This is a genomic window from Kitasatospora sp. NBC_01287 (genome assembly GCF_026340565.1).
In the GTDB taxonomy this organism is placed as follows: domain Bacteria; phylum Actinomycetota; class Actinomycetes; order Streptomycetales; family Streptomycetaceae; genus Kitasatospora.
In genome coordinates this window covers 3,830,654-3,856,987 of the sequence record NZ_JAPEPB010000001.1, presented here as the reverse complement: position 1 = coordinate 3,856,987, position 26,334 = coordinate 3,830,654, and the positions used below count along the sequence as shown (strand labels likewise).

At 71.4% G+C, this 26,334-nt stretch carries 24 protein-coding genes and 1 pseudogene; 17 read left to right on the top strand and 8 right to left on the bottom strand.

The window, feature by feature from the left end; translation table 11 throughout:
- The first annotated feature begins 28 nt into the window (after positions 1-28).
- The 9 genes and pseudogenes from OG455_RS16190 to OG455_RS16150 all read left to right on the top strand — a co-directional run bounded on the left by OG455_RS16190 (position 29) and on the right by OG455_RS16150 (position 9,620).
- Entirely contained in the window at positions 29-430 is a 402-nt protein-coding gene (locus tag OG455_RS16190) for a DUF4357 domain-containing protein (RefSeq protein ID WP_266294321.1), read from the top strand.
- 136 nt (positions 431-566) lie between these two features.
- Complete coding sequence (locus OG455_RS16185) at positions 567-812, top strand: hypothetical protein (RefSeq protein ID WP_266294319.1); 246 nt, start codon at positions 567-569, stop codon at positions 810-812.
- A 120-nt stretch (positions 813-932) separates the two neighbouring features.
- A pseudogene (locus OG455_RS16180) lies at positions 933-1,088 on the top strand (DUF255 domain-containing protein); the annotation flags it as partial.
- Positions 1,089-1,296: 208 nt separating this feature from the next.
- On the top strand, positions 1,297-1,842 hold the full coding sequence (locus tag OG455_RS16175) for a Uma2 family endonuclease (RefSeq protein WP_266294317.1): 546 nt from the start codon (positions 1,297-1,299) through the stop codon (positions 1,840-1,842).
- A gap of 472 nt (positions 1,843-2,314) precedes the next feature.
- A complete protein-coding gene (locus OG455_RS16170) occupies positions 2,315-3,589 on the top strand; it encodes a DUF3696 domain-containing protein (RefSeq protein WP_266294315.1) in 1,275 nt (424 codons plus the stop codon).
- Positions 3,579-4,604, top strand: a complete 1,026-nt coding sequence (locus tag OG455_RS16165; protein ID WP_266294313.1) for a hypothetical protein — start codon at positions 3,579-3,581, stop codon at positions 4,602-4,604. Before OG455_RS16170 ends, OG455_RS16165 begins: the two co-directional genes overlap by 11 nt.
- Positions 4,605-4,606: 2 nt before the next feature.
- Positions 4,607-6,280 carry a DUF262 domain-containing protein gene (locus OG455_RS16160; RefSeq protein ID WP_266294311.1) on the top strand — a complete coding sequence of 558 codons (1,674 nt, stop codon included), beginning with the start codon at positions 4,607-4,609 and terminating at the stop codon, positions 6,278-6,280.
- A 318-nt stretch (positions 6,281-6,598) separates the two neighbouring features.
- The gene (locus OG455_RS16155; RefSeq protein WP_266294309.1) at positions 6,599-8,725 is read left to right on the top strand and encodes a thioredoxin domain-containing protein; all 2,127 of its coding nucleotides are present in this window, start codon (positions 6,599-6,601) and stop codon (positions 8,723-8,725) included.
- 40 nt (positions 8,726-8,765) lie between these two features.
- Positions 8,766-9,620: a GNAT family N-acetyltransferase gene (locus OG455_RS16150; protein ID WP_266294307.1), complete on the top strand. Its 855-nt coding sequence runs from the start codon at positions 8,766-8,768 to the stop codon at positions 9,618-9,620.
- On the opposite strand, the gene OG455_RS16145 is transcribed toward OG455_RS16150, so the two are convergent.
- Complete coding sequence (locus OG455_RS16145; RefSeq protein ID WP_266294305.1) at positions 9,601-10,575, bottom strand: hypothetical protein; 975 nt, start codon at positions 10,573-10,575, stop codon at positions 9,601-9,603. The two genes, OG455_RS16150 and OG455_RS16145, sit on opposite strands and share 20 nt — an antisense overlap.
- A 259-nt stretch (positions 10,576-10,834) precedes the next feature.
- On the opposite strand from OG455_RS16145, the gene OG455_RS16140 reads away from it, so the two are divergent.
- The gene (locus OG455_RS16140; RefSeq protein ID WP_266294303.1) at positions 10,835-11,533 is read left to right on the top strand and encodes a papain-like cysteine protease family protein; all 699 of its coding nucleotides are present in this window, start codon (positions 10,835-10,837) and stop codon (positions 11,531-11,533) included.
- Between the two features lie 10 nt (positions 11,534-11,543).
- Entirely contained in the window at positions 11,544-12,386 is an 843-nt protein-coding gene (locus tag OG455_RS16135; protein WP_266294301.1) for a hypothetical protein, read from the top strand.
- A 261-nt stretch (positions 12,387-12,647) separates the two neighbouring features.
- Here OG455_RS16135 and OG455_RS16130 read toward each other — a convergent pair whose 3' ends face one another.
- Positions 12,648-13,301: a TetR family transcriptional regulator gene (locus OG455_RS16130; protein ID WP_266294299.1), complete on the bottom strand. Its 654-nt coding sequence runs from the start codon at positions 13,299-13,301 to the stop codon at positions 12,648-12,650.
- Complete coding sequence (locus OG455_RS16125) at positions 13,298-14,923, bottom strand: MFS transporter (protein ID WP_266294297.1); 1,626 nt, start codon at positions 14,921-14,923, stop codon at positions 13,298-13,300. The genes OG455_RS16130 and OG455_RS16125 overlap by 4 nt, the downstream gene beginning before the upstream one ends.
- 238 nt (positions 14,924-15,161) lie before the next feature.
- Here OG455_RS16125 and OG455_RS16120 point away from each other — a divergent pair, with 238 nt between their 5' ends.
- Positions 15,162-15,473, top strand: coding sequence for a hypothetical protein (locus OG455_RS16120; protein ID WP_266294295.1), 312 nt, complete (start codon positions 15,162-15,164; stop codon positions 15,471-15,473).
- A gap of 218 nt (positions 15,474-15,691) precedes the next feature.
- Here OG455_RS16120 and OG455_RS16115 read toward each other — a convergent pair whose 3' ends face one another.
- Positions 15,692-16,384: a hemolysin III family protein gene (locus OG455_RS16115; protein WP_266294293.1), complete on the bottom strand. Its 693-nt coding sequence runs from the start codon at positions 16,382-16,384 to the stop codon at positions 15,692-15,694.
- Positions 16,385-16,660: 276 nt separating this feature from the next.
- Between OG455_RS16115 and OG455_RS16110 the strand changes: the two genes are divergently transcribed.
- The gene (locus OG455_RS16110) at positions 16,661-18,487 is read left to right on the top strand and encodes a phosphoenolpyruvate carboxykinase (GTP) (protein ID WP_266294291.1); all 1,827 of its coding nucleotides are present in this window, start codon (positions 16,661-16,663) and stop codon (positions 18,485-18,487) included.
- 286 nt (positions 18,488-18,773) lie between these two features.
- Here OG455_RS16110 and OG455_RS16105 read toward each other — a convergent pair whose 3' ends face one another.
- On the bottom strand, positions 18,774-19,988 hold the full coding sequence (locus OG455_RS16105; RefSeq protein WP_266294289.1) for a pyridoxal phosphate-dependent aminotransferase: 1,215 nt from the start codon (positions 19,986-19,988) through the stop codon (positions 18,774-18,776).
- Between the two features lie 262 nt (positions 19,989-20,250).
- On the opposite strand from OG455_RS16105, the gene OG455_RS16100 reads away from it, so the two are divergent.
- Positions 20,251-20,943 (top strand): prepilin peptidase, encoded by a 693-nt coding sequence (locus OG455_RS16100; protein ID WP_266294287.1) that lies wholly within the window; start codon positions 20,251-20,253, stop codon positions 20,941-20,943.
- Here OG455_RS16100 and OG455_RS16095 read toward each other — a convergent pair.
- Positions 20,940-22,250: a damage-control phosphatase ARMT1 family protein gene (locus OG455_RS16095; protein ID WP_323185520.1), complete on the bottom strand. Its 1,311-nt coding sequence runs from the start codon at positions 22,248-22,250 to the stop codon at positions 20,940-20,942. The two genes, OG455_RS16100 and OG455_RS16095, sit on opposite strands and share 4 nt — an antisense overlap.
- 68 nt (positions 22,251-22,318) lie before the next feature.
- Between OG455_RS16095 and OG455_RS16090 the strand changes: the two genes are divergently transcribed.
- Positions 22,319-23,296 carry a LysR family transcriptional regulator gene (locus tag OG455_RS16090; protein ID WP_266294285.1) on the top strand — a complete coding sequence of 326 codons (978 nt, stop codon included), beginning with the start codon at positions 22,319-22,321 and terminating at the stop codon, positions 23,294-23,296.
- Between the two features lie 43 nt (positions 23,297-23,339).
- Here OG455_RS16090 and OG455_RS16085 read toward each other — a convergent pair whose 3' ends face one another.
- Positions 23,340-24,059, bottom strand: a complete 720-nt coding sequence (locus tag OG455_RS16085; protein WP_266294283.1) for a hypothetical protein — start codon at positions 24,057-24,059, stop codon at positions 23,340-23,342.
- A 185-nt stretch (positions 24,060-24,244) separates the two neighbouring features.
- Here OG455_RS16085 and OG455_RS16080 point away from each other — a divergent pair, with 185 nt between their 5' ends.
- Complete coding sequence (locus tag OG455_RS16080; RefSeq protein WP_266294281.1) at positions 24,245-24,994, top strand: N-acyl homoserine lactonase family protein; 750 nt, start codon at positions 24,245-24,247, stop codon at positions 24,992-24,994.
- A complete protein-coding gene (gene pyrE / locus OG455_RS16075; RefSeq protein WP_266294279.1) occupies positions 24,991-25,521 on the top strand; it encodes an orotate phosphoribosyltransferase in 531 nt (176 codons plus the stop codon). Before OG455_RS16080 ends, pyrE begins: the two co-directional genes overlap by 4 nt.
- 27 nt (positions 25,522-25,548) lie before the next feature.
- On the opposite strand, the gene OG455_RS16070 is transcribed toward pyrE, so the two are convergent.
- On the bottom strand, positions 25,549-26,313 hold the full coding sequence (locus OG455_RS16070) for a CDP-alcohol phosphatidyltransferase family protein (RefSeq protein WP_266294277.1): 765 nt from the start codon (positions 26,311-26,313) through the stop codon (positions 25,549-25,551).
- Between the last annotated feature and the right edge of the window lie 21 nt (positions 26,314-26,334).

Sequence of the window (26,334 nt, the reverse complement as noted above, 5' to 3'; positions counted from 1 at the left end):
CGGGAGGCCACCTATGCCAGGAGCGCGCATGGCCACGCTGAGCATCCACTTCGACCCCGCTGTCATCGCCCGACTCGTGAGTGCGAGCAGTGACGACACCGTCCACGTCACCCTGTCCCTCGGTGAAGGGGCCGTCTCCGCGCAGGCCGCTCCGGTGATTCCCCAGGGCCCTCTGGCCGGGCTGATGCGCGCCGACCTGCTCGAACCGGGGACGGTCCTCACGTTCCGTCAGCGCCGCGCCAACAGGTCGGGCCGCGCCGTCGTCACCGCCGACGGTCAGCTCGTCGTCGACGGGCACTCCTCCCCCTTTCCCTCGCCGTCGAAGGCCGCAGAGGCCGTGACCGGAAACATCATCAACGGCTGGACCCTGTGGCGGACGCCCGACGGTTCCACCTTGGATCAGCTGCGACAGAAGCTGGACGCCGAGTAGCCGACCCAGGCAACCGCCAGTCGAGGCGCGTTGCATCCGTCCGTGAACCAGGCCGTTTGCCTGTGCCCGCGGCCAAGACGTCCCGTTTTGGCCGCGGGCTCCGAACCCGAGGGGCTTCTTGTACATAACCTTTGACTTGACCACTGCCCTTGTCGTTTCCGGGGCCTTCGCGACCGGGGTGCTCGTCTACCGCTGGACCGCACCGTCGGAGGGCGCGACCGCTCTGTCGAGAGGCGAACGGCTGGCGCTCGCCCTTGGCGCGGCAGCGACCGTCATCATGATCGGCGGCTACCTCGGGAACGGGTTCCGGGGCATCGGGCACACCGCGAACGCACAGCCGGCAGGGGCCATGGAAGCCGTGAAGCCCGGGGTCGGCCGGTAGGCGGTGCCGCGGCCGGCGGTGTCCCGGGCGGAAGGCCTGCCCGGGACACCGCCGGCACTCGGGCGCATCGGGCCGTCGTTTCGACCGTGTCCCGTTGCCTGCCATGAGTAGGGTGGCGGCGTGAATCGTCTCGCAGGCGCGACGTCGCCCTATCTGCTGCAGCACGCGGACAACCCGGTTGACTGGTGGGAGTGGGGACCCGAGGCGTTCGCGGAGGCCGAGCGGCGCGGGGTGCCGGTTTTGCTGAGTGTGGGGTACGCGGCGTGCCACTGGTGCCAGTGACTTAACACAACCAGGTAGTCCTGACCTGGGGTGTTGCCAGAGGGTAGCTGTATGGGCGCGTACGATGAGCGGCCAGGTCGGGGCAGGGACGCTGGGGCGAGGTCAGCGCACCTCCGCTGCCCTTTCTCGGCTGGCACTCTCGTAGCGAACCCGTACGAGACCATGGCCCCCTATCCTGAGAGGCGACAGGAAGGAGCCGTTGATGAGCGTCGACGCGGTCATGCACACCGAGTTCCCCGCTGGGTACGTTGTCTTCTTCGGTACCGACGGGAAGGTGGTCATGACTCCGCAGAGCTTCGAGCACTCCAGCACGATCAAGTCGATGCAGATCGACTCGCTCTCGCTCGGCCGGCACGCGAAGACCGCCTCCGACGTCTACCTGGACTTCCCAGCCGACGAGAACTCCGCCCCGGACTTCACGATCCTGCGGGAGGACGCGCAGCGCCAGGGCAAGCGCTACAGTTTCGAGGACGTGCTGCTGATCGCCGAGGTGGTGTCGGTCTCCTCCGCGCGCAAGGACTACGACGACTGCACCGCGAAGTACGGCCGCTACGGCATCCCGGTCTACGTGGTGGTGGACCCATACGCCGCAGAGGTCGTCATCCACACCCAACCCACCAGCTCCGGCTACATTGCGGCGCACACGCACAAGTACGGCTCGGGCAAGCTGCCCATCGAGCTGGCCGACGGGCGTACCTACAATCTCGACCTGGACGAACTGCCCCGGCCTGAGGCCGACGCCCGCTGACGGTACCGGCTGGCTCATCATCCGAGTCGTCGCCCTTGATTGCCTGACGTTTCGGTGCCGTACGCGCGCGACAGCCCCTCGCTCCGTGCTGTACACGGCTCCTGTGGGCCGGTGGGATTGGGAGCCGGAGGAGGCTGAGCGGCGAGCCGCAGCCCCGGGTAGCTGTTCGGTCCGCTGCCACTTCCTGGCCGTTGTGCGCAGGGCAACGGCGAACGCATCCCACGAGGCGCCCACGCCCGCAGCCGTGCGCAGCGCCTCTCCCGCCCAGGGGTCCGGGCTGTTGTGCTGAGACCCACGGACTCGCCGAATAGTTGGAGCTCCGAGGCAAACGTAGGGCATCTCCGGAGGGGGAAGGCCGAATCTCGGGCACTGAGCTGCCACCGTCTGAGAGTATTGCTCCAGCTACGCTGTGGCGCCGCTGGAGCGGTGTTCACTGAGGTCGGCACGGCCTCGCCAGACATAGTTTGACCGAGTGGGGGCCCAAGTGTCGTTGGAACGGTTCTCGCTGGAGAACTACCGCTGCTTCAGAGAGCGGCAGGAGGTGGAGCTCGGAAAGATCACCGTGGTGCTGGGTCGGAACAATGCCGGCAAGAGCGCGGTCGTGCGAGCCCTCCCGCTCCTGTCCACCGGAATCCGGGGCGATTCCCCGTACCCTCTCGACTTGGATCCGATCCAGGGCTTCACTCCATCGTTCACTGATCTGATTCACGGCTTGTCACCCCATGGGCGCATTCGTATGGGGGCATCGTTCGGCATCGAGGGCGGAACGATCCTCAGGGCCACAGCCGAAGTCCAGAACATCGCCAACCAGGGAATTCAGCTGGTTTCCTCGTTGGAGATCTCCTGCGGCTCGGAGGTCACGAACCTCTCCTGGATCCCCAGCCGCGATGCTTATTCTTCGGAGAAGCGCGCGTATCTCGTCGACGGACAGGAGAGAAGCGTCGGATTTCGCGGGTTGTTGCCCGATCCGGCGGACTGGCCGGACTCCGTGGGCGGTGTCCGCGAAGTCACCAGGATGATTCGAGCAGAGCTTGACGAGATCCGGTACCTGGGTCCGTTCAGGAAAAGTCCGGAGCGCTTCTTCCGGTCCCCGGCTAGAGCGTCGGGCAGCGTCGGCTACCGGGGAGAGAGGGCGCTTGGCATGCTCGCCACGGACGAGATGCATGGGCGTGGTCGGATTGGCCGCGAGGTCAATGCCCTGCTGGCAGGACTCCTGCCCGGGTGGCGCCTCGAAGTCACCGATGTCGGCTCGGGTATGTACGTTCCCAAGTTGCGTTCCCTGCGCGACACCGATCTCGTCGTCCACATCGATGACGTGGGCACCGGTGTGGTCCAGTTCCTCCCGATCGTGATCCAGCGGGCCGCGGACCGGGTGGAGCCGCCCGCGAAACCTGTGATCGAAATTGTGGAGGAGCCCGAGCTTCACCTCCATCCGTCGGCGCACGCCGCGATTGCCGATCTGTACGTCGACGCCGTGCGCGATTCGCAGGTGCGATTCCTGGTGGAGACGCACAGCGAGAACTTCCTCCTCAGGCTGCGCCGGCGGGTTGCGGAGCGGAGACTTAGGGCGGAGGACGTGAAGATCTACTTCGTTGAACAGGCCGAGGGATCCGCTTCCTTGCGAAAGATCGAAGTAGACACCCTCGGCAACCTCGACTACTGGCCGAGGGGAGTTTTCGCGGAGGACTTCGAGGAGGTGCGGGCCCTCGCGGACGCGCAGGCGAATCGGATCGATGATGCGCGTTGAGATTCCGGTTGACCTGCTGAGGGACCGCCAGGGTGACGAGAACGCCGAGCTCATACTGAAGCTGATCGCGTTCTTCAGGGAAGCACGGCATGAATGGGTGATCTCCCCGCATGACGTGGACGCCTTCCATGCCTTCTTGCAGCGTCATGTCCCGACCCTGGCGCAGATCTACCTGCTGCTCGCACAGAAGGCGAGCATGGCGCAGGCCTGGGCGCCGCATAGGGGGAGCACAGGCGTGATCAGGGTGGCCAGTGCGACGCTGGCGGGCGACATCCGCGACTTGGAGCGGCCAGCTGTGCTGGTCGTGGAGAACGCGATCTACGACTGGCAGATGATCGAGGCGCTCGCCCGCCTACTGGGCTGCGAGGATGTCATCGACGCCAAGGCAGGCAGTCGCCTCGACGTGTACAACGGAGGAGGTAAGGACGGTGCCATCCTGCATGCCGTCGATCAGGCTGCGAATTTCTCCAGGACCAAGCGGGTGGTCCTGGTCATCGACAGCGACAGCTTTCACCCCGCGGACCGGACCGGCAATCACGAGAAGGCCGATGCCGCGGCCCGCGAAGGCGTGAGTTCGCACGTCCTCAGCTTCCGAGAGATGGAGAACTACATTCCCAACCGGGTCCTGGCCCGGCAGCCGAAGAGAGCTGTCGGAATGTCTTCCATGGCCAAGCGCTTGGATTCCCTCAAAAGCTTCACGCCCGAGCAGCGCGCCTACTTCGACATGAAGCATGGATTCAAGGGCAAGCCGCAAAAGGGCGCTGACCAGAAGAGGCGGCACTCCGGGCAGCCAGCGACGACCTACTTCGTCCCACCGCGCCACGGTGATCTTTATGACAGTGTGGCGGAGCAGGATCTCATCACTCTCCAGGAGGGATTCGGAACGGACCTGCCGGGCCTGTTCCTGCAAGAGGTGATGCGCGGCGGCATAGTGGAGCGGGACCTGGATGCTCTGGGTTCCGGCGCGACGCAGGAATTGCGATCGATGTTCGAAAAGATTCGGGGCGTGATCTGAGCATGGGAGACGTCGAGGTGATCAAGGATATCTCGGTGGTGCCGGAGGTCCATTTTTTGGAGGAGGTGCTGGAGCGGATTTCTCGGGGTGAGTTGCGGGTGCCGAAGTTCCAGCGCCCGTTCCTGTGGCGCCCTGACCAGATGCTGCAGCTCTTCGACAGTATGGAGCGCGGCTATCCGATGGGAAGCCTGCTCATCTGGGAGACCGCCATGCCACTCGCGAGCCTCGACACCATTGGTGGGCGCAGTATCCCGCCAGCACCAGAGGGAGCGAAGGTCGCTTATGTGCTGGACGGCCATCAGCGGCTCTCGACGCTCTTCGGGGTCCTCCACCGCTCGGCCGACGCCCCACAGTCCGCGCAGCAGGAGGACTGGATGTGGTGGGTCTACCGGCCGCTCGTCCGGTCGGACCACGGTGGCGTGCGCTACCGCCACTGGAAGAGCGGTGAAGCTGTGCCCGGCAACTTCCTGCCGATGAGGTCCGTGCTGGGAACCCTGGACTTCCTCGAATACGCACGGAAACTGTCCGATGTTTCTGACTCTCGGGAGGAGGCCGACGGCCTCACGATGGAGAGCGAGCGCATCGCGAGGCGAGTGAAGAACTACAAGGTCTCCGTGGTAAAGATGGAGGGCGGTACTCTCCAGCAGGCCATTGAGGTTTTCTCCAGGATCAACAGCAGCGGCCAGAAGATGCGTCCCGACCAGATGGTCTCTGCCCTGACCTACGAAGCCACTGGGCCGGAGACGCTCAGCGACAAGATGGAGGAGATCAAGGGGCGTGTCGCCGCTTCAGGATTCGGCGAGATCCCGATCATGACGATCTTCCAGACCGTCCTCGCGCTGTCCGGTGAGGAGGACGTGCAGCGGGACACCTCCTGGGAGACGATGGCCCGCAAGGTCCAGAGCCAGCTCACGACCGCGGTGGAGGACACTGACCGGATCCTGCAAGTCGTCGTCGAGTTCCTGCGGAACGAGGTCCGGGTTCCGTTGGCCCGCCTGGTTCCCTACAATATTCAGATCATGTTGCTCGCCGTCTTCTTCCACTTCTCCGACAAGGCGGACGCAGAGCAGCGGGACGTACTCCGGAGCTGGTTCTGGACCACGTCGCTGGCGGGCACCTTCGCCGGGGCCACCACCACTCAGGTCCGGAATTCCATCCAGCAGATGAAGGCATTCGCCCAGGGAACGAGCGGGCTCAGCTTCTCGGGTGAGCGGGCCCGCGCCTTCCCTGCGCGCTTCGACCTGCGCAGTGCGCGGGTGCGTGCCTACCTCCTCTGGGACCTGCAGACGTTTCCGGAGCGGAAGAACCTTGATGGCAACACCGCCAACGTGCTGGAGAAGCTGGCGACGGCACACACCGAGACCTATCGGCACATCATCACCCAGAGCGGGGTCCCGGGGGCATCCAGTCCCGCCAACCGGATCGTCATGACGACGCCGCCCGGCGTGTCGATCCGGCAAGCTCTGATCAAGCTCGCGGAGGAGGGGCGGACCGACATCCTGGACTCACACGGAGTCAGTCTCGCTTCCATCGAGTATCTCAAGGCCGAGGACTACACCGACTTTATCCTTGCGCGCCAGCACGAGGTGGCTGCACGGGAGAGGCAGTTCATCGAGAGCCTGGGCATTGAGTCTGCCGACAAGGAGGTCGGGGAGGCCGATATCGACACCGAGTGACGGGCGGCGGGTCCGGGCTTGGTTTGTGCAGCCTCGAAGACGCAAGGTGGCCTTCCCACCCTGGACTCGCCGACCTCGGCGAGGGGCTCACCCCACGCTTCCTTGAGCATCGCTGCCGGATCGCCATCGAGGCCGTTCGGCGGGACGAACACCTTCCCTGGCAAGGGAGTTGCATGGTGGTCTCTCCGGCATAGTGGTGCGGATCCGTGCCGCCGCGCGGCCCGGGACTACCGCCTCATGCCGGGCAATAGCGGACGAGTGGACGGCGGTGCGCGAGTTCCGCCGTCGGGGGCGGGGCCTTGTGAGACGCTGGGACGCATGAACCGGCTGGCCGATGCGACCTCCCCGTACCTGCTGCAGCACGCTGACAATCCCGTGGACTGGTGGCCCTGGGGGCCCGAGGCCTTCGCGGAGGCGGAGCGGCGGGGGGTGCCGGTGCTGCTGTCCGTCGGGTATGCCGCTTGTCACTGGTGTCATGTGATGGCGCACGAGTCGTTCGAGGACGAGGCGGTTGCGGCCTACCTGAACGGGCAGTTCGTCTCGGTGAAGGTGGACCGGGAGGAGCGGCCGGACGTCGATGCCGTCTACATGGAGGCGGTGCAGGCGGCGACCGGGCAGGGCGGGTGGCCGATGACGGTGTTCCTCACTCCGGGCAAGGAGCCGTTCTACTTCGGGACGTACTTCCCGCCCGAGCCGCGGCACGGGATGCCCTCGTTCCGGCAGGTGCTGGAGGGGGTGGTGGCGGCGTGGCGGGAGCGGCCGGAGGAGGTGGCGGAGGTCGCGGGGCGGATCCGGGCCGAACTGGCCGAGCGGGCCTCGGTGTACGGGGCGGGGGCGGGGGTGGCGGCGCCCGGCGAGGTGGAGCTGCACCAGGCGCTGACCGGGTTGAGCCGGAGCTTCGACCCGGTGCGCGGCGGATTCGGCGGGGCGCCGAAGTTCCCTCCGTCGATGACGCTGGAGTTCCTGCTGCGGCACCACGCGCGGACCGGCTCCGCGGTGGCGCTCGAACAGGTCGAGCGGACGGCCGAGGCGATGGCTCGCGGCGGCATCTACGACCAACTCGGTGGCGGCTTCGCGCGGTACGCGGTGGACGCGGGGTGGGTGGTGCCGCACTTCGAGAAGATGCTGTACGACAACGCGCTGCTGATCCGGGTGTACCTGCACCTGTGGCGGGCCACGGGGGAGGAGCGGGCGCGCCGGGTGGCGCTGGAGAGCGCGGACTTCCTGGTGCGCGAACTCGGCACCGCCGAGGGCGGGTTCGCCTCCGCGCTGGACGCCGACAGCGTGGACGCGGCCGGGACGCACCGGGAGGGCGCGTACTACGTCTGGACGCCCGCCGAGCTGGCCCGGGCGCTGGGCGCCGAGGACGGCGCGCTGGCGGCCGAGCTGTTCACCGTGACCGAGGAGGGCACCTTCGAGGAGGGCGCCTCGGTGCTGCAGTTGCTGCGCGATCCCGAGGACGCGGCGGGCTACCGGCGGGTGCGCGAGCGGCTGCTGGCCGCGCGGGCCGGGCGGCCGGCCCCGGCCCGGGACGACAAGGTGGTGGCCGCCTGGAACGGGCTGGCCATCGCCGCGCTCGCCGAGTGCGGGGCGCTGCTGGACCGCCCCGACCTGGTGGCCGCCGCCGAGCGGGCCGCCGACCTGCTGCTGAGCGTCCATCTCAGCGCGGAGGGGCGGCTGCTGCGCACTTCGCGGGACGGCCGGGCGGGCGCCAACGCGGGCGTGCTGGAGGACTACGCCGATGTGGCCGAGGGCTTCCTCGCGCTCTTCGCGGTGACCGGGGAGTCCGAGTGGCTGGGGCTGGCCGGCGGCTTGCTCGACACGGTGCTGAAGCACTTCACCGATGAGGCCTCGGGCAGCCTCTACGACACGGCCGATGACGCCGAGGAGTTGATCCGCCGCCCGCAGGATCCGACCGACAACGCCACTCCCTCCGGCTGGACGGCCGCCGCGCAGGCGCTGCTGAGCTATGCCGCCTACACCGGGTCCGAGCGCCACCGCACCGCCGCCGAGCGGGCGTTGGGCGTGGTCACGGCGCTGGCCGGGCAGGCGCCGCGGTTCATCGGGTGGGGCCTGGCGGCGGCGGAGGCGCTGCTGGACGGGCCGCGCGAGGTGGCGGTGGTCGGTGCGGCGGGCGACCCGCGCACCGCCGTGCTGCACCGTACGGCGCTGCTGGCCACGGCGCCCGGCGCGGTGGTGGCCCTCGGCGAGCCGGAGCCGGAGGCTGGGTCGGGGTCGGAGGCGGGGTCGGGGTCGGGGTCGGGGTCGGACCTGGGGGCGGAGTCGGCGCGGCAGCCTGGCGCCGGGGCCGAGGTGCCGTTGCTGGCGGACCGGCCGCTGCTCGGCGGGGCGCCGGCGGCCTACGTCTGCCGGCACTTCGTGTGCGGGCTGCCGACGGCGGACCCGGCGGTGCTGGCCGAGCAGTTGGGCGCGCGGGTCGGGTAATTCGGGTGCGGTCGGCCAGGTCATGACCCAGCATCGGGTCATGACCTGGACCTTCACCGATTCGCTCACCGAGTTCCGCGCGGCCGCGGCGGACTTCCTGGCAGCGCACCCGGCCGAGAACACCGTCCTGCTCACCCTCGTCGACCGGCTGGCGGGCGGAAGCCCGGCGGGCGGTGACCCGAGCAGCCCGCCGCGCTTCGGTTGGTGGCGCCCGGGCGCGGGCTCCTTGGTGGCAGGGGCCTTGATACAGACCCCGCCGCACCCGCTCCGGCTCGGCCGGATGCCGCTGGAGGCGGCCACCGAACTGCTGGACGCGCTGCCCGACGGACCCGAACTGACGGGGGTCGGGGGCGCCGTGCGCGAGACCCGCGCGTTCGCCGCGGCCTGGGCCGAGCGCTCGGGCGGCACCGTCACCGTGCACGAGGAGCAACGGCTCTACCGGCTGGGTGAGTTGGCGCTGCCCGTGATGGACGGCCGCCTCCGGCAGGCCGTCCCGGCGGACCAGGAGCTGCTGGTCGCCTGGTTCCAGGCCTTCTTCGCCGCCGTCAACGTGTCGTTCCCCGGGGTCGAGGACCTGGTCGCCCGCCGCGCCGCCGACGGCGACCTCCACCTCTGGGAGGTCGAGGGCCGCCCGGTCGCGCTGGCGGGGCTCTCCCCGGTGCTCGCGGGGATGACCCGGATCGGCCCGGTCTACACCCCGCCCGAGCTGCGCGGGCACGGCTACGCCGGCGCGGCGACGGCCGCGGTCTCGGCGCTGGGGCGCGAACGCGGCGCGCGGCAGGTGCTGCTCTACACCGACCTGGCCAACTCCACCAGCAACTCGATCTACCAGAAGCTCGGTTACCGGCCGGTGGAGGACAGTGTGATCCTCGGCTTCACTCCCAGTCCCAGCTGATCCCCAGCAGGCACGGCGCCAGCCCGGTGGCGACCAGGTGCACGCAGTGCTGCCCGTCCAGCGTGAGCTCCTCGCTCTCGTACGGTGCCGTCCCCGGTGCGCGGCTGGCGAAGCGGTGGCAGCGCACCGGCAGCGCCCGCGGGTGGAAGGTGGCCTGCAGGACGTACTGCCCGGTCCCGGAGTTGAAGCCGCGCACGTACTCGGTGCTCGGGCCGGGCGCGGGGGCGTCGTCGAAGCCGTAACCGAGCAGGTGGGTCTCGCCGGTGCGCAGCCTGCGGTCCAGCAGCAGTTCGGCGATGACCAGGCGGGAGGCCTGGTCGCGGCGGATCCGGCCGGGCCGGCAGTTCTCCTCGGCGCGCACCAGTACCCGGGAGACGTCGCAGCCGGCGTCGCCCTGGTAGATCGCCAGGTAGCGGTCGATGCCCTCGCGGTGGGCGCGCACCGCGTGCTGGGAGTCGCGGCGCAGCAGTTCGCGGTCGGCGCCCAGCCGGATCCGCTCGATGTGGGTGATGGTGTGCAGTCCGGTGTCGCGGGTGCCGGGGAGCTCGGCGAGCAGCTCGTCCACCGCGTCGGCGGGGGAGATCAGGTCGCGGTACGGGCGCACCGCGACGGTCGGCCCCGGCTCCTCGGCGCGGGCGCGGCGCGGCCCGAGCAGCCGGGTCAGCGAGTGCGCCGGCAGGTCCAGCACCTCCTCCAAGGCTTCCACCGCGCGCAGGGATTCGGCCCGCTCGGGGCGGCGCCGGCCCTGCTGCCAGTAGCTGAGGCTGGTCACCCCGACGTGCACCCCGCGCTGCGCCAGGCGCTGCTGCACCCGGTGCAGGGCCAGCCCGCGCGCGGTCAGCGCGGTGCGCAGGGCGAGGTGGAAGGGGCCGGTGCGCAGCACGGTGGCGAGCTCGGGCGGGGCGCCGCGGTGCCGCGCGTCCCGCCGCGCCTGCTCCTGCGGTACTCGCCCCATGGCGGCTCCCTCCCTGCCGTGATGGTGGTGAATATTCACACGTCCGCCGCCCGCTGTCACCCTTCGGGAGGGCAGCGGCCACCGGCGTTCACACTCGGAGCGCGGCGTTCACACCCGGCGGCAGGCTGCCAGGACGGCCGTTGACCAGGTGCGGTCAACGGCCTGATGCTCAGTCACATCCCGCCGCCGTCCGCGAAACGGCGCCGGGACCGCGTGTCCCCCACTTCCCTTCCCTGCCTTCCCGCAAGGAGGAAACGCCATGTCCGCTCCCAGACCACCGGCGCGCGCCGCGTCGCGTCTGCGCCGCGCGCTCGCTGTGGCCGCGCTGGCCGCACTGGCTCCCGCGCTGACCGTGGCGGCCGGCTCCCCGGCTACCGCCGCCGCCGGCTCCCCGGCCAACGCTGCCGCCGGCTCCGCCGCCCCGCTCGCCCAAGCTCGTCCGGCCTTCGCCGCCGGTACCGAAACGGCCGCCGGCGGCACCGCGAGGACCCTCAACATCTCGATGCAGCAGCAGCAGAACTCCAACTGGTGCTGGGCGGCCAGCGGCGACACCATCGCCAGTTGGTTCGGCTACGACTACAGCCAGAACCAGTTCTGCGACGCCGCGTTCGGCCGCTCGACCAGCTCCACCTGCCCCAACAGCGAGGCCGCGCTGAACAACGTGCAGACCGCGCTGGACTGGATCGGCATCGACCCGGGCGACTACGTCACCGGGTACCTCTACTACAGCACCGTGCAGAACGAGATCAACAACAACCGGCCGGTGGAGACCCGGATCCAGTGGTCCTCGGGCGGCGGGCACATGGAGGTGCTGTACGGCTACGACCTGAGCGACAACTGGGTCTACTGGGGCGACCCGTGGCCCTCGGACAACCGCTACAACTGGGCGAGCTACAGCTACTACGTGAGCAACAGCTCGTTCTCCTGGACCCACTCCCTGTACCAGATCGGCGCGTGAGGAGGCCGTCATGACGAAGCGTCAGAACATTCGGCGGGCGGCTGCCACGGCCGTGCTCGCCGCGGCCGCCGCACTGGCCGCGGCCCCCCTCGCGCAGGCCGACGCCCCCGCGGCTGCTCCGGCCGCCGTGCCGCAGAGCGACCTGGCGGCCGCCCGCAGCGCGGTCCAGGCGCCCGCGGTGCTCGACCAGTTGGGCCACTTCTTCGCCCGGGACGGCGTCCCGCCGTCCCAGCCGCTCGGGCTGAGCGCGGCCGACGAGGCCAAGGCGGCCGCGCAGGCGGCGCCGCACCTCACCGGCGCCACCGTCGCGGTCTACACCCTGGACCCGGGCTTCGTGGCCGGCACCAAGGGCGCGCCGGTGGCCAGGGCGGACTTCACCGCGACCGAAGTGTCCGCGGCCGACGGGCAGACGGCCTCGGTCTGGACCGTTCGGCAGAACGGCGGTTGGCAGGTGGTGAACATCGCCTCCGGCAGCGACGAGACCGACTACGCGGCACGCGGCGCGGCCGGCGGCGGGGGCACCGTCTTCCGCGAGCCGCAGGTCAACGCTTGGTACGTGCTGCGCGGTGGACGGGTGCTGCCGCTGGACACCGAGGCACGGAGCTCGGTGGGCGCGGGCGGGGTGAGCCTGGCGGCGTACCAGCAGCTGGTGCACCAGCGGTACGGCGACAAGCTGCCCGGCTCCGCGTACGACAAGGCGGGCCTGGGCGGCGGCTTCTCGGCGACCGCCGACCGCTCCGCCCCGGTCCCGGCGCGGCTGCCGGTCCCGGCGGTCACCGCCGCCGCGACCCTCGGGGTGATCGCGCTGACCGGCACGGTGCTGGCGGTGCGCCGCAGGCAGGCACGGGTCTGAGACACAGGTCTGAGACGCCTGCTTGAGACATGGGTATGAGACGTCTGCTTGAGACGTGGGTCTGAGACACAGGCTTGAGACTCGGGTCTGAGACATGCGCTTGAGACACGGGTCTGAGACATGCGCTTGAGACACGGGTCTGAGACGCAGGCTTGAGACCCAAGTCTGAGACCCAAGTCTGAGACCTCACGCCCCCGCGGACCCGCACGCCGCGGGGGCGCGCGCCGCTCCGCGCCGCCGCCTGGCCACGGCGCGCGGGCCTCAGATCCGGAAGCTCTTGTCCAGCGCGGCGATGGTGCGGTCCAGCATGACGGTGAGGTCCTGCTCGCCGCCCTGCTCGGCCCAGTAGAGCATCGCCTCCAGGAGGGCCGCCGTGAACGCGGCGACCAGCACCCGCATGTCCAGCGTCGGCTCCTGGAGCCCGGCCCGCCGGGTGAGCACGGCGAGGAACATCGCCTGCGGTTCGGCGCCCTGCAGCATCCGGCCCCGCAGCGCGGGCACCTCCACCATCAGCCGCAGCCGGGTCAGCGTCTCGTCCCGGTCGTGCTCCATCACCACCCGGTACATCGGCACCAGCACCGCCCGGGCCGAGACGAGGAAGGGCTCGTCCAGCGGCCTGGCCAGCAGCGCGGCGGCCATCGACGGGTCGTACTCGTCGGAGAGGACCAGGTCCTCCTTGGTCGGGAAGTAGCGGAAGAAGGTGGCCGGCGAGACCTCGGCGGCGGCCGCGATCTGGTCCACGGTGGTGGCCTCCCAGCCCTGTTCGGCGAAGAGCCGGTAGCCCTCCTGGCGCAGCGCGCGCCGGGTGCGCTGCTTCTTGCGTTCGCGCAGCGACTGCGGCTCCCGGTACAGCGCGGCGAAGGCCTCGCCGGGCTGGAGGTCGGGGGTGGCCGCGGTCGGCTGCGCTTCGCTCATGCCGGCGATTCTTCCAGGGAGCGCGGCTGCCCGTCCGGCTCCTGGCGCGGCATCCGCAGCGCGACGAGCACCGCCGAGAGGGCGGCGAGGATCCCGGAGGCGATCAGCACCATGTCCATCCCGTGTACATAGGCGTGGTGGGCGGCGTGCGCGAGTGCGGGCCGGGCCAGCTGCGCGGCGATCGAGTCGGCGGCCAGCACGGACTGCCCGGCGGTGTGGGCGAGCGCTCCGGACAGCCCGTCGGTGTGCAGGGCGCCCTGGTAGACGCCGGACAGCAGGCTGCCGAAGACGGCCACCCCGAACGCGCCGCCCACCTGGCGCAGCGTCTGGAGCAGCCCGGAGCCGACCCCGGCCCGGTCCTTGGGCAGGTGGGTCATCGCGGCGGCGGAGGCCGGGATCAGCGAGAGGCCCAGACCGGCGCCGAAGAACGGTGTCCAGCAGGCGGCGAAGCCGAAGCCGTCGCCGTCGCCGGTCCGGCTGCCGACCAGCAGGGCGGCGGCCAGCAGCAGCAGCCCCAGTGAGATCAGCGCCCGCGAGCCGAGCCGGTGGTGCAGCTTCTCACCGAGCCGGGCGGCCGCCACCAGCCCGGCCATCATCGGCATCATCCGCACGCCGGTGCCCAGCGCGTCGCTGCCCAGCACGCCCTGGAAGTAGATCGGCAGGATGAAGAAGGCGCCGAGCATCACCAGTGAGACCAGGAAGACCGCGATGCCGGCCCAGCGGTAGACCGGGTCGGTGAGCAGGCCGAGGTCCAGCATCGGGTGCGCCTGGCGGCGGCTGCGCAGCACCAGCGCGGTCAGCGCGGGCAGCGAGCCGATCAGCGGCACCAGCACCAGCGGGTCGGACCAGCCGCGCGCCGGGCCCTCGATGATCCCGTAGGTCAGCGCGGCCAGGCCGGCGGCGCCGAGCAGCGCGCTGAGCAGGTCGAGTCGAGGGGCGGCCGGGTCCTTGGACTCCGGCAGCAGCACCAGGCAGGCCACCAGGCCGATCGCCACCAGCGGCAGGTTGATCAGGAAGACCGAGCCCCACCAGTAGTGCCGCAGCAGCAGACCGCCGATCAGCGGCCCGAACGGCGCGCCCGCGGCCACCGACGCGGTGAGGATGGTGACTGCCTTGCGCCGCTCGCCGACCGGGAAGAGCCCTGGGATCACGGCCATCGAGAGCGGCATCACGAAGGCGCCGGCCAGGCCCATCGCGGCCCGCACGGCGATCAGCTGGCCGGGGCCGGTGGCGAACATGCCCAGCGTGGAGGCGGCGCCGAACAGGCCGAGGCCGGTGGTGAGCAGCCGGCGGCGGCCGAGCCGGTCGCCGAGCAGGCCGGCCGGGAGCAGTAACGCGGCGAAGGCGAGCGTGTAGGCGTCGACCAGCCACTGCTGCTGGCCGGTGTCGGCGTGCAGCGCGGTGGCCATGGTGGGCAGCGCGACGTTGAGGATCGTCTGGTCGAAGCCGAGCACCAGGACGCTGAGCGCGACCGCCACCAGGGCGAGCCACCGCCTGGGGTGCCCGGTGTCGGGTTCGGCACCGGCGCGTTCGGCACCGGCGCGTTCGGCGCTGCGCGGTTCGGTGCCGGCGGGTGCGGTGGTCTGGGGGCGGACGGCGTTGCCCCGGGCGGGAGTTGGCATGACGGACCTCCGGATGGGCTTGCGGTCTTAGATAGTCGCTATCAATTGATAGTAACTCTCATAATTTTCGAGCCGTCAAGGGTCGTGTCAAGTGCCCACCGCTGCAAGGGTCTTGGGGGACCGTTGGCGGCACCCGGAGTTGACGGAACATTGACGTGTTGTTCGCCCGTCCCCGACTACGCCCAGTCACTATCGGTAGATACGATGTGCCACTGGGTCAGAACGGGGAGAGGTGGCGATGGCCGTGAAGGACGCTCGGGACCTGCAGTTCTGGGGCATGGTCGCAGTGGTCGGCGCCGCGCTGGCCGTGGTCGCGGCCTTCCTGGCCGACGGCGCCGCGCTCGTCTGGGCGGTCGCCTCGGCGGAGGCGCTGCTGGTGATGGTGCACGTCGCGCGCCGCTTCCGGCGGGCGGGCAGGCTGTCGGTCGTCCTGGAGGCGCCCGACGAGCGCCCGGACGCCGCGCACTGCGAGCGTTGCCGGCGGGCGCGCGAGGTGGGCGCGGAGGTTGTGGCTCGCCGTGACCAGCAGCAGGCCCGTCAGACGGGCTGACGGGCCTGCGGATCGGACGTTCTGTAGTACGCGGTCGGGTCGGTTGGCCGTGACGTACAGGTGCGTGACGTACAGGCGTTGGTCGTGGCTACAGCTGCGTCACTACAGCTGCGTCACTGCAGCTGCGTGACTACAACTGCGTGGCGTACCGCTGCGTGGCGTACGGGTGCGCAGTGGACGCGCGCGGTGGACGCGCGCGGTGGACGCGCGCCGCCCGGTCAGGTGGCCACGGTGTACGCGACCAGCGAGATCCCGATGTACTGCACGATGAAGGCGCCGAGCGTGAAGGCGTGGAAGACCTCGTGGAAGCCGAACCAGCGCGGTGACGGGTTGGGTCGCTTGAGCCCGTAGACCACGCCGCCGGCGCTGTAGAGCAGTCCGCCGACGACCATCAGCGTGATCACCGTGACCCCGCCCGTGCGCAGGAAGTCGGGCAGGAAGAAGACCGCGGCCCAGCCGAGCGCCAGGTAGCAGGGCGTGTAGAGCCAGCGCGGGGCGCCGACCCAGAAGACCCGGAACGCGATCCCCGCCAGCGCCCCACCCCAGACCAGCCAGAGCAGCAGCTCCCGCCGTCCGCCGTGCAGCAGCAGGATGGTGAACGGCGTGTAGGACCCCGCGATGATCAGGAAGATGTTCGCGTGGTCGAGCCGCCGCAGGACGGCGTCGCCGCGCGGGCCCCAGGTGAAGCGGTGGTAGACCGCGCTGATCCCGAAGAGCAGCCAGGCGCTCACCGAGTAGACGGCGCAGGCGAGCTTGGCCCGCGGCGAGTCCGCCAGGCAGATCAGCACGATGCCCCCCGCCAGGGCGGCCGGGAACATCCCGGCGTGCAGCCAGCCGCGCCAGGCGGGCTTGACGGGCAGGGCGGCGCCGGGATCCGCGGTGGCCGCTGCCGAGTTCTGATCCGCAGTCATAGCGGTCATGGTACCTACGGACGCGTAGGTTACTAATAAGTAGGAAGTGGCCTCCCTCACTTTTGGACAATGTGGAGTGGTCGAGTGTGATCGGCGCTACTCCGGGCTCTGCCGCAAGCGACCGCTCAGAGGCCAGTTTTTGGCCAATGAGTAGCAAAAGTTCGGGCAAGGCCGCCACTGTGCCGTACTGGCCCTCGAAGAGCGGAGCTACGGTGTAACCACCCTCAACCCCCCGGACGCCTGTCCATGAGCGATCAGGCGTGAAACGGAGCGATCGTGTCGTACGAGAACTCTGCCGTCAGCGTCGCGGCACCTACCCGCCACCACCGCCTGCTGGCCTGGGTCAGCGAGATCGCGGAGCTCACCCAGCCCGACCGCGTTGTGTGGTGCGACGGCTCCGAGGAGGAGTACCAGCGCCTCGCCGACCAGCTCGTCGAACTGGGCACCTTCAAGAAGCTCAACCCCGAGAAGCGACCCAACTCCTACTACGCCGCCTCGGACCCGAGCGACGTGGCCCGGGTCGAGGACCGCACCTTCATCTGCTCCGAGCAGGAGAAGGACGCCGGCCCGACCAACCACTGGAAGGCCCCCGCCGAGATGCGGGACATCTTCTCCGGTGAGCAGGGCCTGTTCCGCGGCGCGATGAAGGGCCGCACGATGTACGTCGTGCCCTTCTCGATGGGCCCGGTCGGCTCCCCGCTGGCCGCGTACGGCGTCGAGCTCACCGACTCCGCCTACGTCGCCGTCTCGATGCGCGTGATGACCCGGATGGGCCAGGCGGTGCTCGACCAGCTCGGCGAGGACGGCGAGTTCGTCAAGGCCGTGCACACCGTCGGCGCCCCGCTGGCCGACGGCCAGGCGGACGTGCCGTGGCCGTGCAACACCACCAAGTACATCTCGCACTTCCCGGAGACCCGCGAGATCTGGTCCTTCGGCTCCGGCTACGGCGGCAACGCCCTGCTCGGCAAGAAGTGCTACGCGCTGCGCATCGCCTCCACCATGGCGCGCGACGAGGGCTGGCTCGCCGAGCACATGCTCGTGCTGAAGCTCACCGCGCCGAACGGTGAGGTCAAGTACGTCACCGCCGCCTTCCCGAGCGCCTGCGGCAAGACCAACCTCGCCATGCTCCAGCCCACCATCCCGGGCTGGAAGGTCGAGACGATCGGCGACGACATCGCCTGGATGCGCTTCGGCGCCGACGGGCAGCTCTACGCGATCAACCCGGAGGCCGGCTTCTTCGGCGTCGCCCCCGGCACCGGCGTGGACACCAACGCCAACGCGATCGAGACCCTCTGGGGCAACACCGTCTTCACCAACGTCGCGCTGACCGACGACGGCGACGTCTGGTGGGAGGGCCTGACCGAGGAGCCGCCGGCCCACCTGACCGACTGGCGCGGCAACGACTGGACGCCGGAGTCAGACACCCCGGCCGCCCACCCGAACGCGCGGTTCGCCGTCCCGGCCGCGCAGTGCCCGACCATCGCCCCCGAGTGGGAGGACCCGGCGGGTGTGCCGATCTCGGCCATCCTCTTCGGCGGCCGCCGCGCCACCGCGGTCCCGCTGGTCACCGAGTCCTTCGACTGGCAGCACGGTGTCTTCCTGGGCTCCAACATCGCCTCGGAGAAGACCGCCGCCGCCGAGGGCACCGTGGGCGAGCTGCGCCGCGACCCGTTCGCGATGCTGCCCTTCTGCGGCTACAACATGGGCGACTACTTCGCGCACTGGATCAAGCTGGGCGCGCAGGCGGACGCGAGCAAGCTGCCGAAGATCTACTACGTCAACTGGTTCCGCAAGAACGCCGCGGGCAAGTTCGTCTGGCCCGGCTACGGCGAGAACAGCCGCGTGCTCAAGTGGATCGTCGAGCGCCTGCAGGGCACCGGCGAGGGCGTGGAGACCCCGATCGGCGTCCTGCCGACCAAGGACGCGCTCGACCTGGACGGCCTGGACCTGTCGGCCGAGGACCTGGAGCTGCTGCTCTCGGTCGACGCCGACATCTGGCGCCAGGAGGCCGCGCTGATCCCGGCCCACCTGGAGCTGTTCGGCGAGCACACCCCCGCCGAGCTCTGGGACGAGTACCGCGCGCTGGTCAAGCGCCTGGGCTGAGCCCGCATCGGGTAACTGGACCAGGTCCGGCCGCCGCTGCCCAGCGCGTGGCGGCCGGACCGCTGACTTCAGCGGTGTGTCGACGCCTTCAGCGGTGCGTCGGGCACGTAAGCCTGGACAGGTACGGCCGCGGCCTCCGGCCCGGCGATCCACCCCGACCAAGGGATCGCCGGACTGGGGACCGCGGCCGTCGGCGTTCCCCGCAGGTGTCGGCGTCCTCGGCGGCTGTCGGCGTTCCCGGGGCGCCGGATCCTCCCGGGGCGTCGGATCCTCCCGGGGCGTCGGATCAGGGCTGCACGTACCCCGCGAGGAAGTCGCCGATCCTCGTCACCGCGTCCTCGATCTCCTCCGGACGGGGCAGCGTGACCAGGCGGAAGTGGTCCGGCTCGGGCCAGTTGAAGCCGGTGCCCTGGACGATCAGGATCCGCTGCGCGCGCAGCAGGTCGAGCACCATCTGGGCGTCGTCCTTGATCTTGTAGACCGAGGGGTCCAGCCGCGGGAAGGCGTAGAGCGCTCCCTTGGGCTTCACGCAGCTGACCCCGGGGATCTCGTTGAGCAGCCGGTAGGCGGCGTCCCGGGACTCCAGCAGCCGCCCGCCGGGCAGGATCAGGTCCTTGATCGACTGCCGGCCGCCGAGCGCCGCCGCCACCGCGTGCTGCGCGGGCATGTTGGCGCACAGCCGCATGCTGGCCAGCACACCCAGGCCCTCGATGTAGCTGCGCGCGCGGTGCCGGTCGCCGGAGAGCACCATCCAGCCGGAGCGGAAGCCGGCCACCCGGTAGGCCTTGGACATCCCGTTGAAGGTGACGCAGAACAGGTCGGGGGCCAGCGTGGCCAGCGGCACGTGCACCGCGTCGTCATAGAGGATCTTGTCGTAGATCTCGTCCGCGTAGATCACCAGCTGGTGCCGCCGGGCGATCTCCACGATCCCCTCCAGCACCTCCTGCGGATAGACCGCGCCGGTGGGGTTGTTGGGGTTGATCACCACGATGGCCCTGGTCCGGTCGGTGACCTTGGACTCGATGTCCGCCAGGTCCGGGTACCACTCGGAGAGCTCGTCGCAGCGGTAGTGCACGGCGGTGCCGCCGGCCAGGCTGACCGAGGCGGTCCACAGCGGGTAGTCGGGCGCCGGGACCAGCACCTCGTCGCCGTCGTCGAGCAGCGCGGTCATCGCGAGCTGGATCAGCTCGGAGACGCCGTTGCCGAGGAAGACGTCCTCCACGCTCAGGCCGTGCAGCCCGCGCTCCTCGTACTGCATGACCACCGCGCGGCGGGCCGCGAGCAGACCCTTGGAGTCGCCGTAGCCGTGTGCGGAGGAGAGGTTGCGCAGGATGTCCTGAAGGATCTCCGGCGGCGCCTCGAAGCCGAAGGCGGCCGGGTTGCCGGTGTTCAGCTTGAGGATGCGATGCCCCTGGTCCTCCAGCCGCATCGCCTCGTCGAGCACCGGGCCACGGATGTCGTAGCAGACATTGGCGAGCTTGCTGGACTGGATGACCTGCATGCGGTCACTTTACGGGGCGGCTCCGAGCGCCCGGGCGTGTTCTTGGCCACGTGATCCGCCAAAGGTGCGGGCCGCCGGGCCGCGAGCGCCTGGCGGGAGCCACGACGGCGGGGGCGGCGCGGGGCAGCGGGGGCGGCGCGGGATCGCGCGGTGCCGCGCGGGCGATCGGTGCGCGGGGCCCCGCCGTGCGCCCTTGCCGTGCGCCCTCGCCGCGCGACCCCGCCGGGCTTAGCCGGGCCGCCCGGCGGGGAGGAGCACCGGTGTGATCCAACTGATCGTCGGAGCGCTCGCCGGTGCCGCCACCGCACCCGGGCTGCGGGCTGCCGCCACCCGCTACGCCGTCCCGGCCGGCGCCCCGCTCGCCGGGTGCGGGCAGTGCGGGCGGGTCTCGTGGTGGCTGCCGCCGACCGGGCGCTGCCCGGAGTGCGCGGCCTGGCTGGGGCCCCCGCCGCTCGCGGTCGAACTGGCCGCCGTCGGCGCGGGCGTGGCGGTCGGCGCGGCAGCGGCCTGGCCGGTCGGCCCGGTGCTGGGCTGGATCGCGCTCTTCGCCGTGGTGCTCGCCTTCGTGGACGCCGCCGTGCACCGGCTGCCGGACGCGCTCACCCTGCCGCTCGGCCTCGGCACGGCGGCGCTGCTCGCGCTCGGCGGCTTCGACCGCCCCGACGTGCTGCTGCGCTGCCTGGCCGGCGCGGCCGCGCTGGGCCTCGTCTACGGCGCGCTGGCGATGCTCGGCCCGATGGGCCTGGGCGATGCCAAACTCGCCCTCACCCTGGGCGCGCTGCTCGCCTGGTACGGCTGGCGCACCGTCTTCGACGGCGCCTTCGCCGGCTTCCTGCTGGCGGCGGGCTGGGGCCTGCTGCTCCTGCTCACCCGGCGGGCCAGGGCGAGCGACCCGCTCCCGTTCGGGCCCTGCATGCTGCTGGGCGCGCTGCTCGCGGTGCTGGCGACGCGCTAGGCGCCCGCCGCGCCCGCCGCGCGTACCGTGCCCGCCGTGCCCGTCACGCCCGCCACCTGCAAGACCGCGTACGTCCCGCTGGTGCGCCAGCCCTCGCCGGTGGCGTCCAGCCGGTTGACGGTCGCGGCGTCGAGGCCGACCACCACCTCCGACTTCAGCGTGCGCAGCGCGGCCACCGGGCCGGGGAAGTGCGCCACCCGCGCGGCGAACGGCGTGGTCGGCGGCCACCGCCGGTCGCCCACCAGGCGGCGGTAGTTGAGGTCGCCCTTGACGATGGTCACGGTCGCCGCGGCGAACACCGCGCGCAGGTCGGTGGGCAACTCCTCGAAGGGTAGCGGCGCGCTGAAGAACGGGTGGGTGTGGAGGACGAGCCGCCCGTCGCTCAGCGCCGCCCGGAGCCGGCCGCCGATCCGCTCGGCCTGCGCGCTCCCGGCGCGGAGCAGCCGGTCCAGCGCGGCGAGCACGTCGGCGGTGGTCGCGTCCGAGACGTAGTAGGGGTAGGGCTTGACGTGCAGGAGCACCTCGGCGACCCCGGACCCCAGCAGGTGCTCGATCAGCACCAGGTCGGGCAGCAGCTCGCGCCCGGCGTTGTCCGCGACGTAGCTCACCCGTGGACGGGGGGCGACGGCCAGCGCCGACCGGAGGAGTGCGCTCTCGTCGACGAGCGGTTCACGGCCCGTGCCGCCGCCGCCGTCCGTGCCGCCGTCGCTGTCCGTGCCGCCGTCGCCGCCGTCCGTGCCGCCGTCCGCCCCTGCGGTGAGCCGGAAGCTCAGGTCCGCGCGGTTGCCCCAGAGCGCCGAGCGCAGCAACGCCCGTTCACGCCGCTCCGGCTCCAGCGCGGGCAGTTCGTCCAGTGCCGCCAGCTCCGCCGTCACCTCGGGGCCGGCCAACTCGGCCGCCTTGACCGGGCCGAACGGGTCGATGCCCTGCCAGGCCCCGGGCCGGAAGTAGCCGGTGGCCTCCAGCAGCCGCCGGTAGAAGTAGCTCTCGGCCCACAGGAACGGCACCTCGGCCCAGGGCCTGCCGTACCAGCGCTCCGCGCCCCAGGACCGCCACCGCTCGGCGTCGGCCGCCTCGGGCGGTAGCGGCGCCAGCCCCGCGCCGCTGGTGCTCTCCGTCAGCAGGGATGCCACGGCGGCCCGTTCGGCCGGCCCGTAGGGCAACGCGTCGAGCAGTTGGCGCACCAGCTCCGGGTGCCGCCGGTGGAAGACGCTCCACGGGAAGGAGCCCGGCTCGCCGCTGCTGATGGTCTCGCTCGTCAGGCCGGTCCCGCTCGTCGGGCGGTTCGGGCTCGTCGGACTCGTCACCGCTGAACTCTACGGCCGGACCCCCGGACAGTTGCGCGAGCGCGCCGCCGCCCGGTCTGATGGTCGACATGGACCTCGACCCCAAGCGCCTGCTGGTGCTGCACGCCGTCGCGGACTTCGGCGGGATCACCGCGGCCGCCCGGCGGCTGGGCGTCACACCCTCCGCCGTCTCGCAGGCGTTGGCCCGGCTGGAGCAGGAGGCCCGGGTGCCGCTGGTCGACCGTCGCGGCGCCCGCTCCGAACTCACCGCCGCCGGGCGGGCACTGGCCGCGCGGGGGCGGCGGATCGCCGAGGAGCTGGAGCGGGCCGAGCGCGAACTCGCCCTGATCGGCGCGCCGGTGGCCGGTCCCGTGGTGATCGGTGCCGTCCCCTCCTACCTGCCGGTGGTCTGCCACGCGCTGGTCCTGCTCGCCGAGCGCCACCCGCTGCTGGAGCCGGAGGTCCGCGAACTGCGCGCCGAGGAGCCGGAGCTGGACTGCCTGCGGGACGGCGAGGTCGACCTCGCCGTGCTGCCCGCCTACGACCTGGACGCGCCGCCGACCCCGGCCGGCATGGTGTACCAGCTGCTGCTGCGCGACACCTTCCGCGTCGTGGTCCCCCCGCAGTGGCCCGGCCCGAGCGGGTTCGCCGACCTCGCCGGAGCCCCGTGGATCGTCGGCGCCCCCGGCTCGGCGGTCCGCCGGGTCTTCGAGCGGCTGGCCGCCGAGCACGGCCTGAACCCCGGGCGCCGCCACGTGGCGACCGCCCGGACGGCCACCCAGACCCTGCTGCGCGGCGGGCTCGGCGCGGCCGTGGTGCAGGCGGCCGGCGCGGCCGTGATGCGCGGCGCCTGGGGACTGACCGTCACCGGGCTCCCGGTGCCAGGGCTCATGGAACTGCGCGGCTACTACCGCACCGGCGCCGACGGGCCGTCACCGGTGGTGGAGGCGGTGGTCTCGGCGCTGGCGCGGGCGACCCAGGAGGCCAGCCTCGCGGTGGACGACCTCGGGGTGCTGGAGCGGGAGCCCTACCTGCTCAAGCCGAGCCTGTCCGGGCCGTTCAACTGAGCCCGCGCTGTCCCCGTCCCTAATTCCGTCCCCAGCCCCGTCCCTATCCCTGGTGCTCGACGTCGTCGCGGACCGAGAGCATGATCGGGCCGGCCACGTCAGGGGTGATCGACACGTCGTGGATGGTGATCCTGTCGTCCTTCTTGTTGTAGAAGGTGATCGCGCCGAAGGTGCTCGGGGTCATCCAGAAGCAGGTGGTGTCCTCGGCCGCGATGGTGCCCTGGAGCGTGCGGGCCTCGTCCAGCTGCTCGTCGCAGGTGTCGGTGCCGCCGTGCGGTCCGGGGTCGACGTTCTTGAAGGTGTTGGTGACCGCGTCGCCCTGCCCGTCCCTGGTGGCGGCGGGCGCGGTGCTGAGCGTGCTGACCGCCGCCGGGTCGAAGCCGCTGCCGTTGACGCCGGTGACGATCAGCCAGGCGTCCTCGGCCGGGTCGTCGTAGACGCCCACTACCACTTGGCCGCCCGCGTGCACCTTGGCCTGGCTGCCGGCCCAGGAGTCGGTGATCTGCTTCAGCTGGGCGGCGCTCGGGGTGATCTTCGGGTGTCCGGCGACGGTGTCCGGCATCGTCATCACCCAGCGGGCGGCGGGCTGGGCCGCGGCGGGGCCGGGAGCCCCGGGGGCCGCGCCGGGCCCGGTGGCGCCACCGCCGGCGGCGTGGCCGGAGCCGGAGGTGGAGCCGGTGGTGGCGCCGGACCGGCAGCCGCCGAGGGCGGCGACGGCGAGCAGCGCCACCGCACAGGCGGTGACACGGTGGAGCGGGGACATGGACCAGCCTCCTCGGGAGCGACGGCATCGGGAGCCGCTCGCCCACTGTGGCGCGGGAGGCCGCCACCGCGCAGTTAGCAGAACTGAAGCGGCTCGACAGCAGCGCTAACGCGCTGGTGCGCCGGCGCTGATTGCCGATCGCTGACTCGCCTGCCCGGCACGAAGCCGCCTGCCAGGATGGGCGGATGACCGATCACCCGGCCGTGCGCCGACTCGACCTGGGCACCTTCGTACGACCCGCCGAGGAGGTCGGCGGCCCGCAGCCGCGGGTGGAGCCCGTCCTCGCCTACCTCGTGCGGCGCGACGAGGGGCTGATCCTCTTCGACACCGGCATCGGTGCCGCCGACCCGCAGACCGAGGCCCACTACCGGCCCCGGCGGCGCCCGTTGGAGGCCGCGCTGGCGGACGCCGGCGTCACGCTCGCGGACATCTCCCTGGTGGTCAACTGCCACCTGCACTTCGACCACTGCGGCGGCAACCCGCTGCTGGGCGCCACACCGGTGCTGGTGCAGGCCGTGGAACTGGCCGCGGCCCGCCGGGGCGGCCACACCGTCGAGGAACTGGTGGACTACCCCGGCGCGGTCTACCGGGAGTTCACCGGCGAGGCGGAGATCTGGCCGGGCGTGCGGATCATCCCCACCCCCGGGCACACCGACGGCCACCAGTCCCTGGTGGTCCGCCAGTCCGACGGGACGGTGGTCCTGGCAGGCCAGGCCCACGACTTCGCCTCGGAGTTCGGCTCGGACCAACTGGCCTACCAGGCCGCCCGCGAGGGCGTGGCACAGCCGCTGCCCGACCACCGCCCCTGGGTCGAGCGGCTCCTCGCCTTCGACCCGCGCCGGGTGCTCTTCGCGCACGACGGCTCGGTCTGGGAGCCGTCCCGGCCCCCGGCCCCGGAGACGGCGGCCGCCACCTGGGAGAATGGCTGCCCATGACACCCGCAGAGCTCGCCGGCCGCATCCACTCCGCCGCTCACCTCACCGGTGAGTTCACCCTCCGCTCGGGCCGCACCGCCACCGAGTACTTCGACAAGTACCGCTTCGAGGCCGACCCCGTCCTGCTGGACGCCATCGCCGAGCAACTGGTCCCGCTGGTGCCGCCGGGCACCGAGGTGCTGGCCGGGCTGGAGATGGGCGGCATCCCGGTGGTCACCGCGCTCGGGCGGCACACCGGCCTGCCCTGCGCGTTCGTCCGCAAGCAGGCCAAGCCGTACGGCACCTGCCGGCTGGCCGAGGGCGCGGAGGTGGCCGGGCGGCGGGTGCTGGTGGTGGAGGACGTGGTCACCAGTGGCGGCCAGATCGTCCTGTCCACCGCCGAGCTGCGGGCGCTGGGGGCCGAGGTCCGCGAGGCGCTCTGCGTCATCGACCGCGAGCAGGGCGGCGCCGAGGCGCTGGGCGCGGCGGGGATCACGCTGCTGCCGCTGCTGACGGCCGCGCACCTGCGCGACGCGGCCGCCAACTGATCCTCGGGCCCTGCTTCTTCGTCGGCCCTACTTCTTCAGGCGGGACGAGGAGACGATCGACACGACGTGCGCCGGCACCAGCACCCAGACCACGGCCGTGACCGCGACGGTCACGACCCGGGTGGCGGTCAGGTCGCCGCGCGCCGTGTCGACGATCGCCGCGACGAGCAGCAGCAGGGTGCACTCGATCCCGTTGCAGATCCGGTGGATGCCCACGGCCGAGGTCAGCCGCCGCACCCGGGCCAGGCCGGAGGAGCGCGGCACCACCGACTGGTCGGTGGCCTTGGCCAGCCCGCTGTCCGAGCGCGCCACGTGCACCAGGTCGGACGAGGCCTTCAGCAGCAGCACCCCGATCGCCGCCACCAGCCCCGCCACCAGGTAGGGGGAGAGCCCCAGCGAGGACGCCCGGAAGCCCATGCCCACCATCACGGCGGCGTCCGCCAAGTAGGCGCCCAGCCGGTCCAGGTAGACCCCGAGCGGGCTGAACTGCTTCCGCCACCGCGCGACTTCCCCGTCCACGCAGTCCAGCAGCAGGTAGAGCTGCATGAAGACCACCGAGAGCACCGCGCCGCCCAGCCCGGGAATCAGCAGCGCCGCCCCGGAGAGCATCCCGGCCACCACCATCACACCGGTGATCTGGTTCGGCGACCACCGGGTATTGAGCAGCAACCGGGTCACCCGCAGCGAGACAGAGCGCATGTAGAGCCGCCCGGCCCAGTGCTCCGCCCTGCTGTCGAGCTTGCCCGGTGGGTGGATCACACTGCGCAGTTCTTCGAGCTGGACCCTGCTCATGCTGTCTCCGTGCCTGGTTCG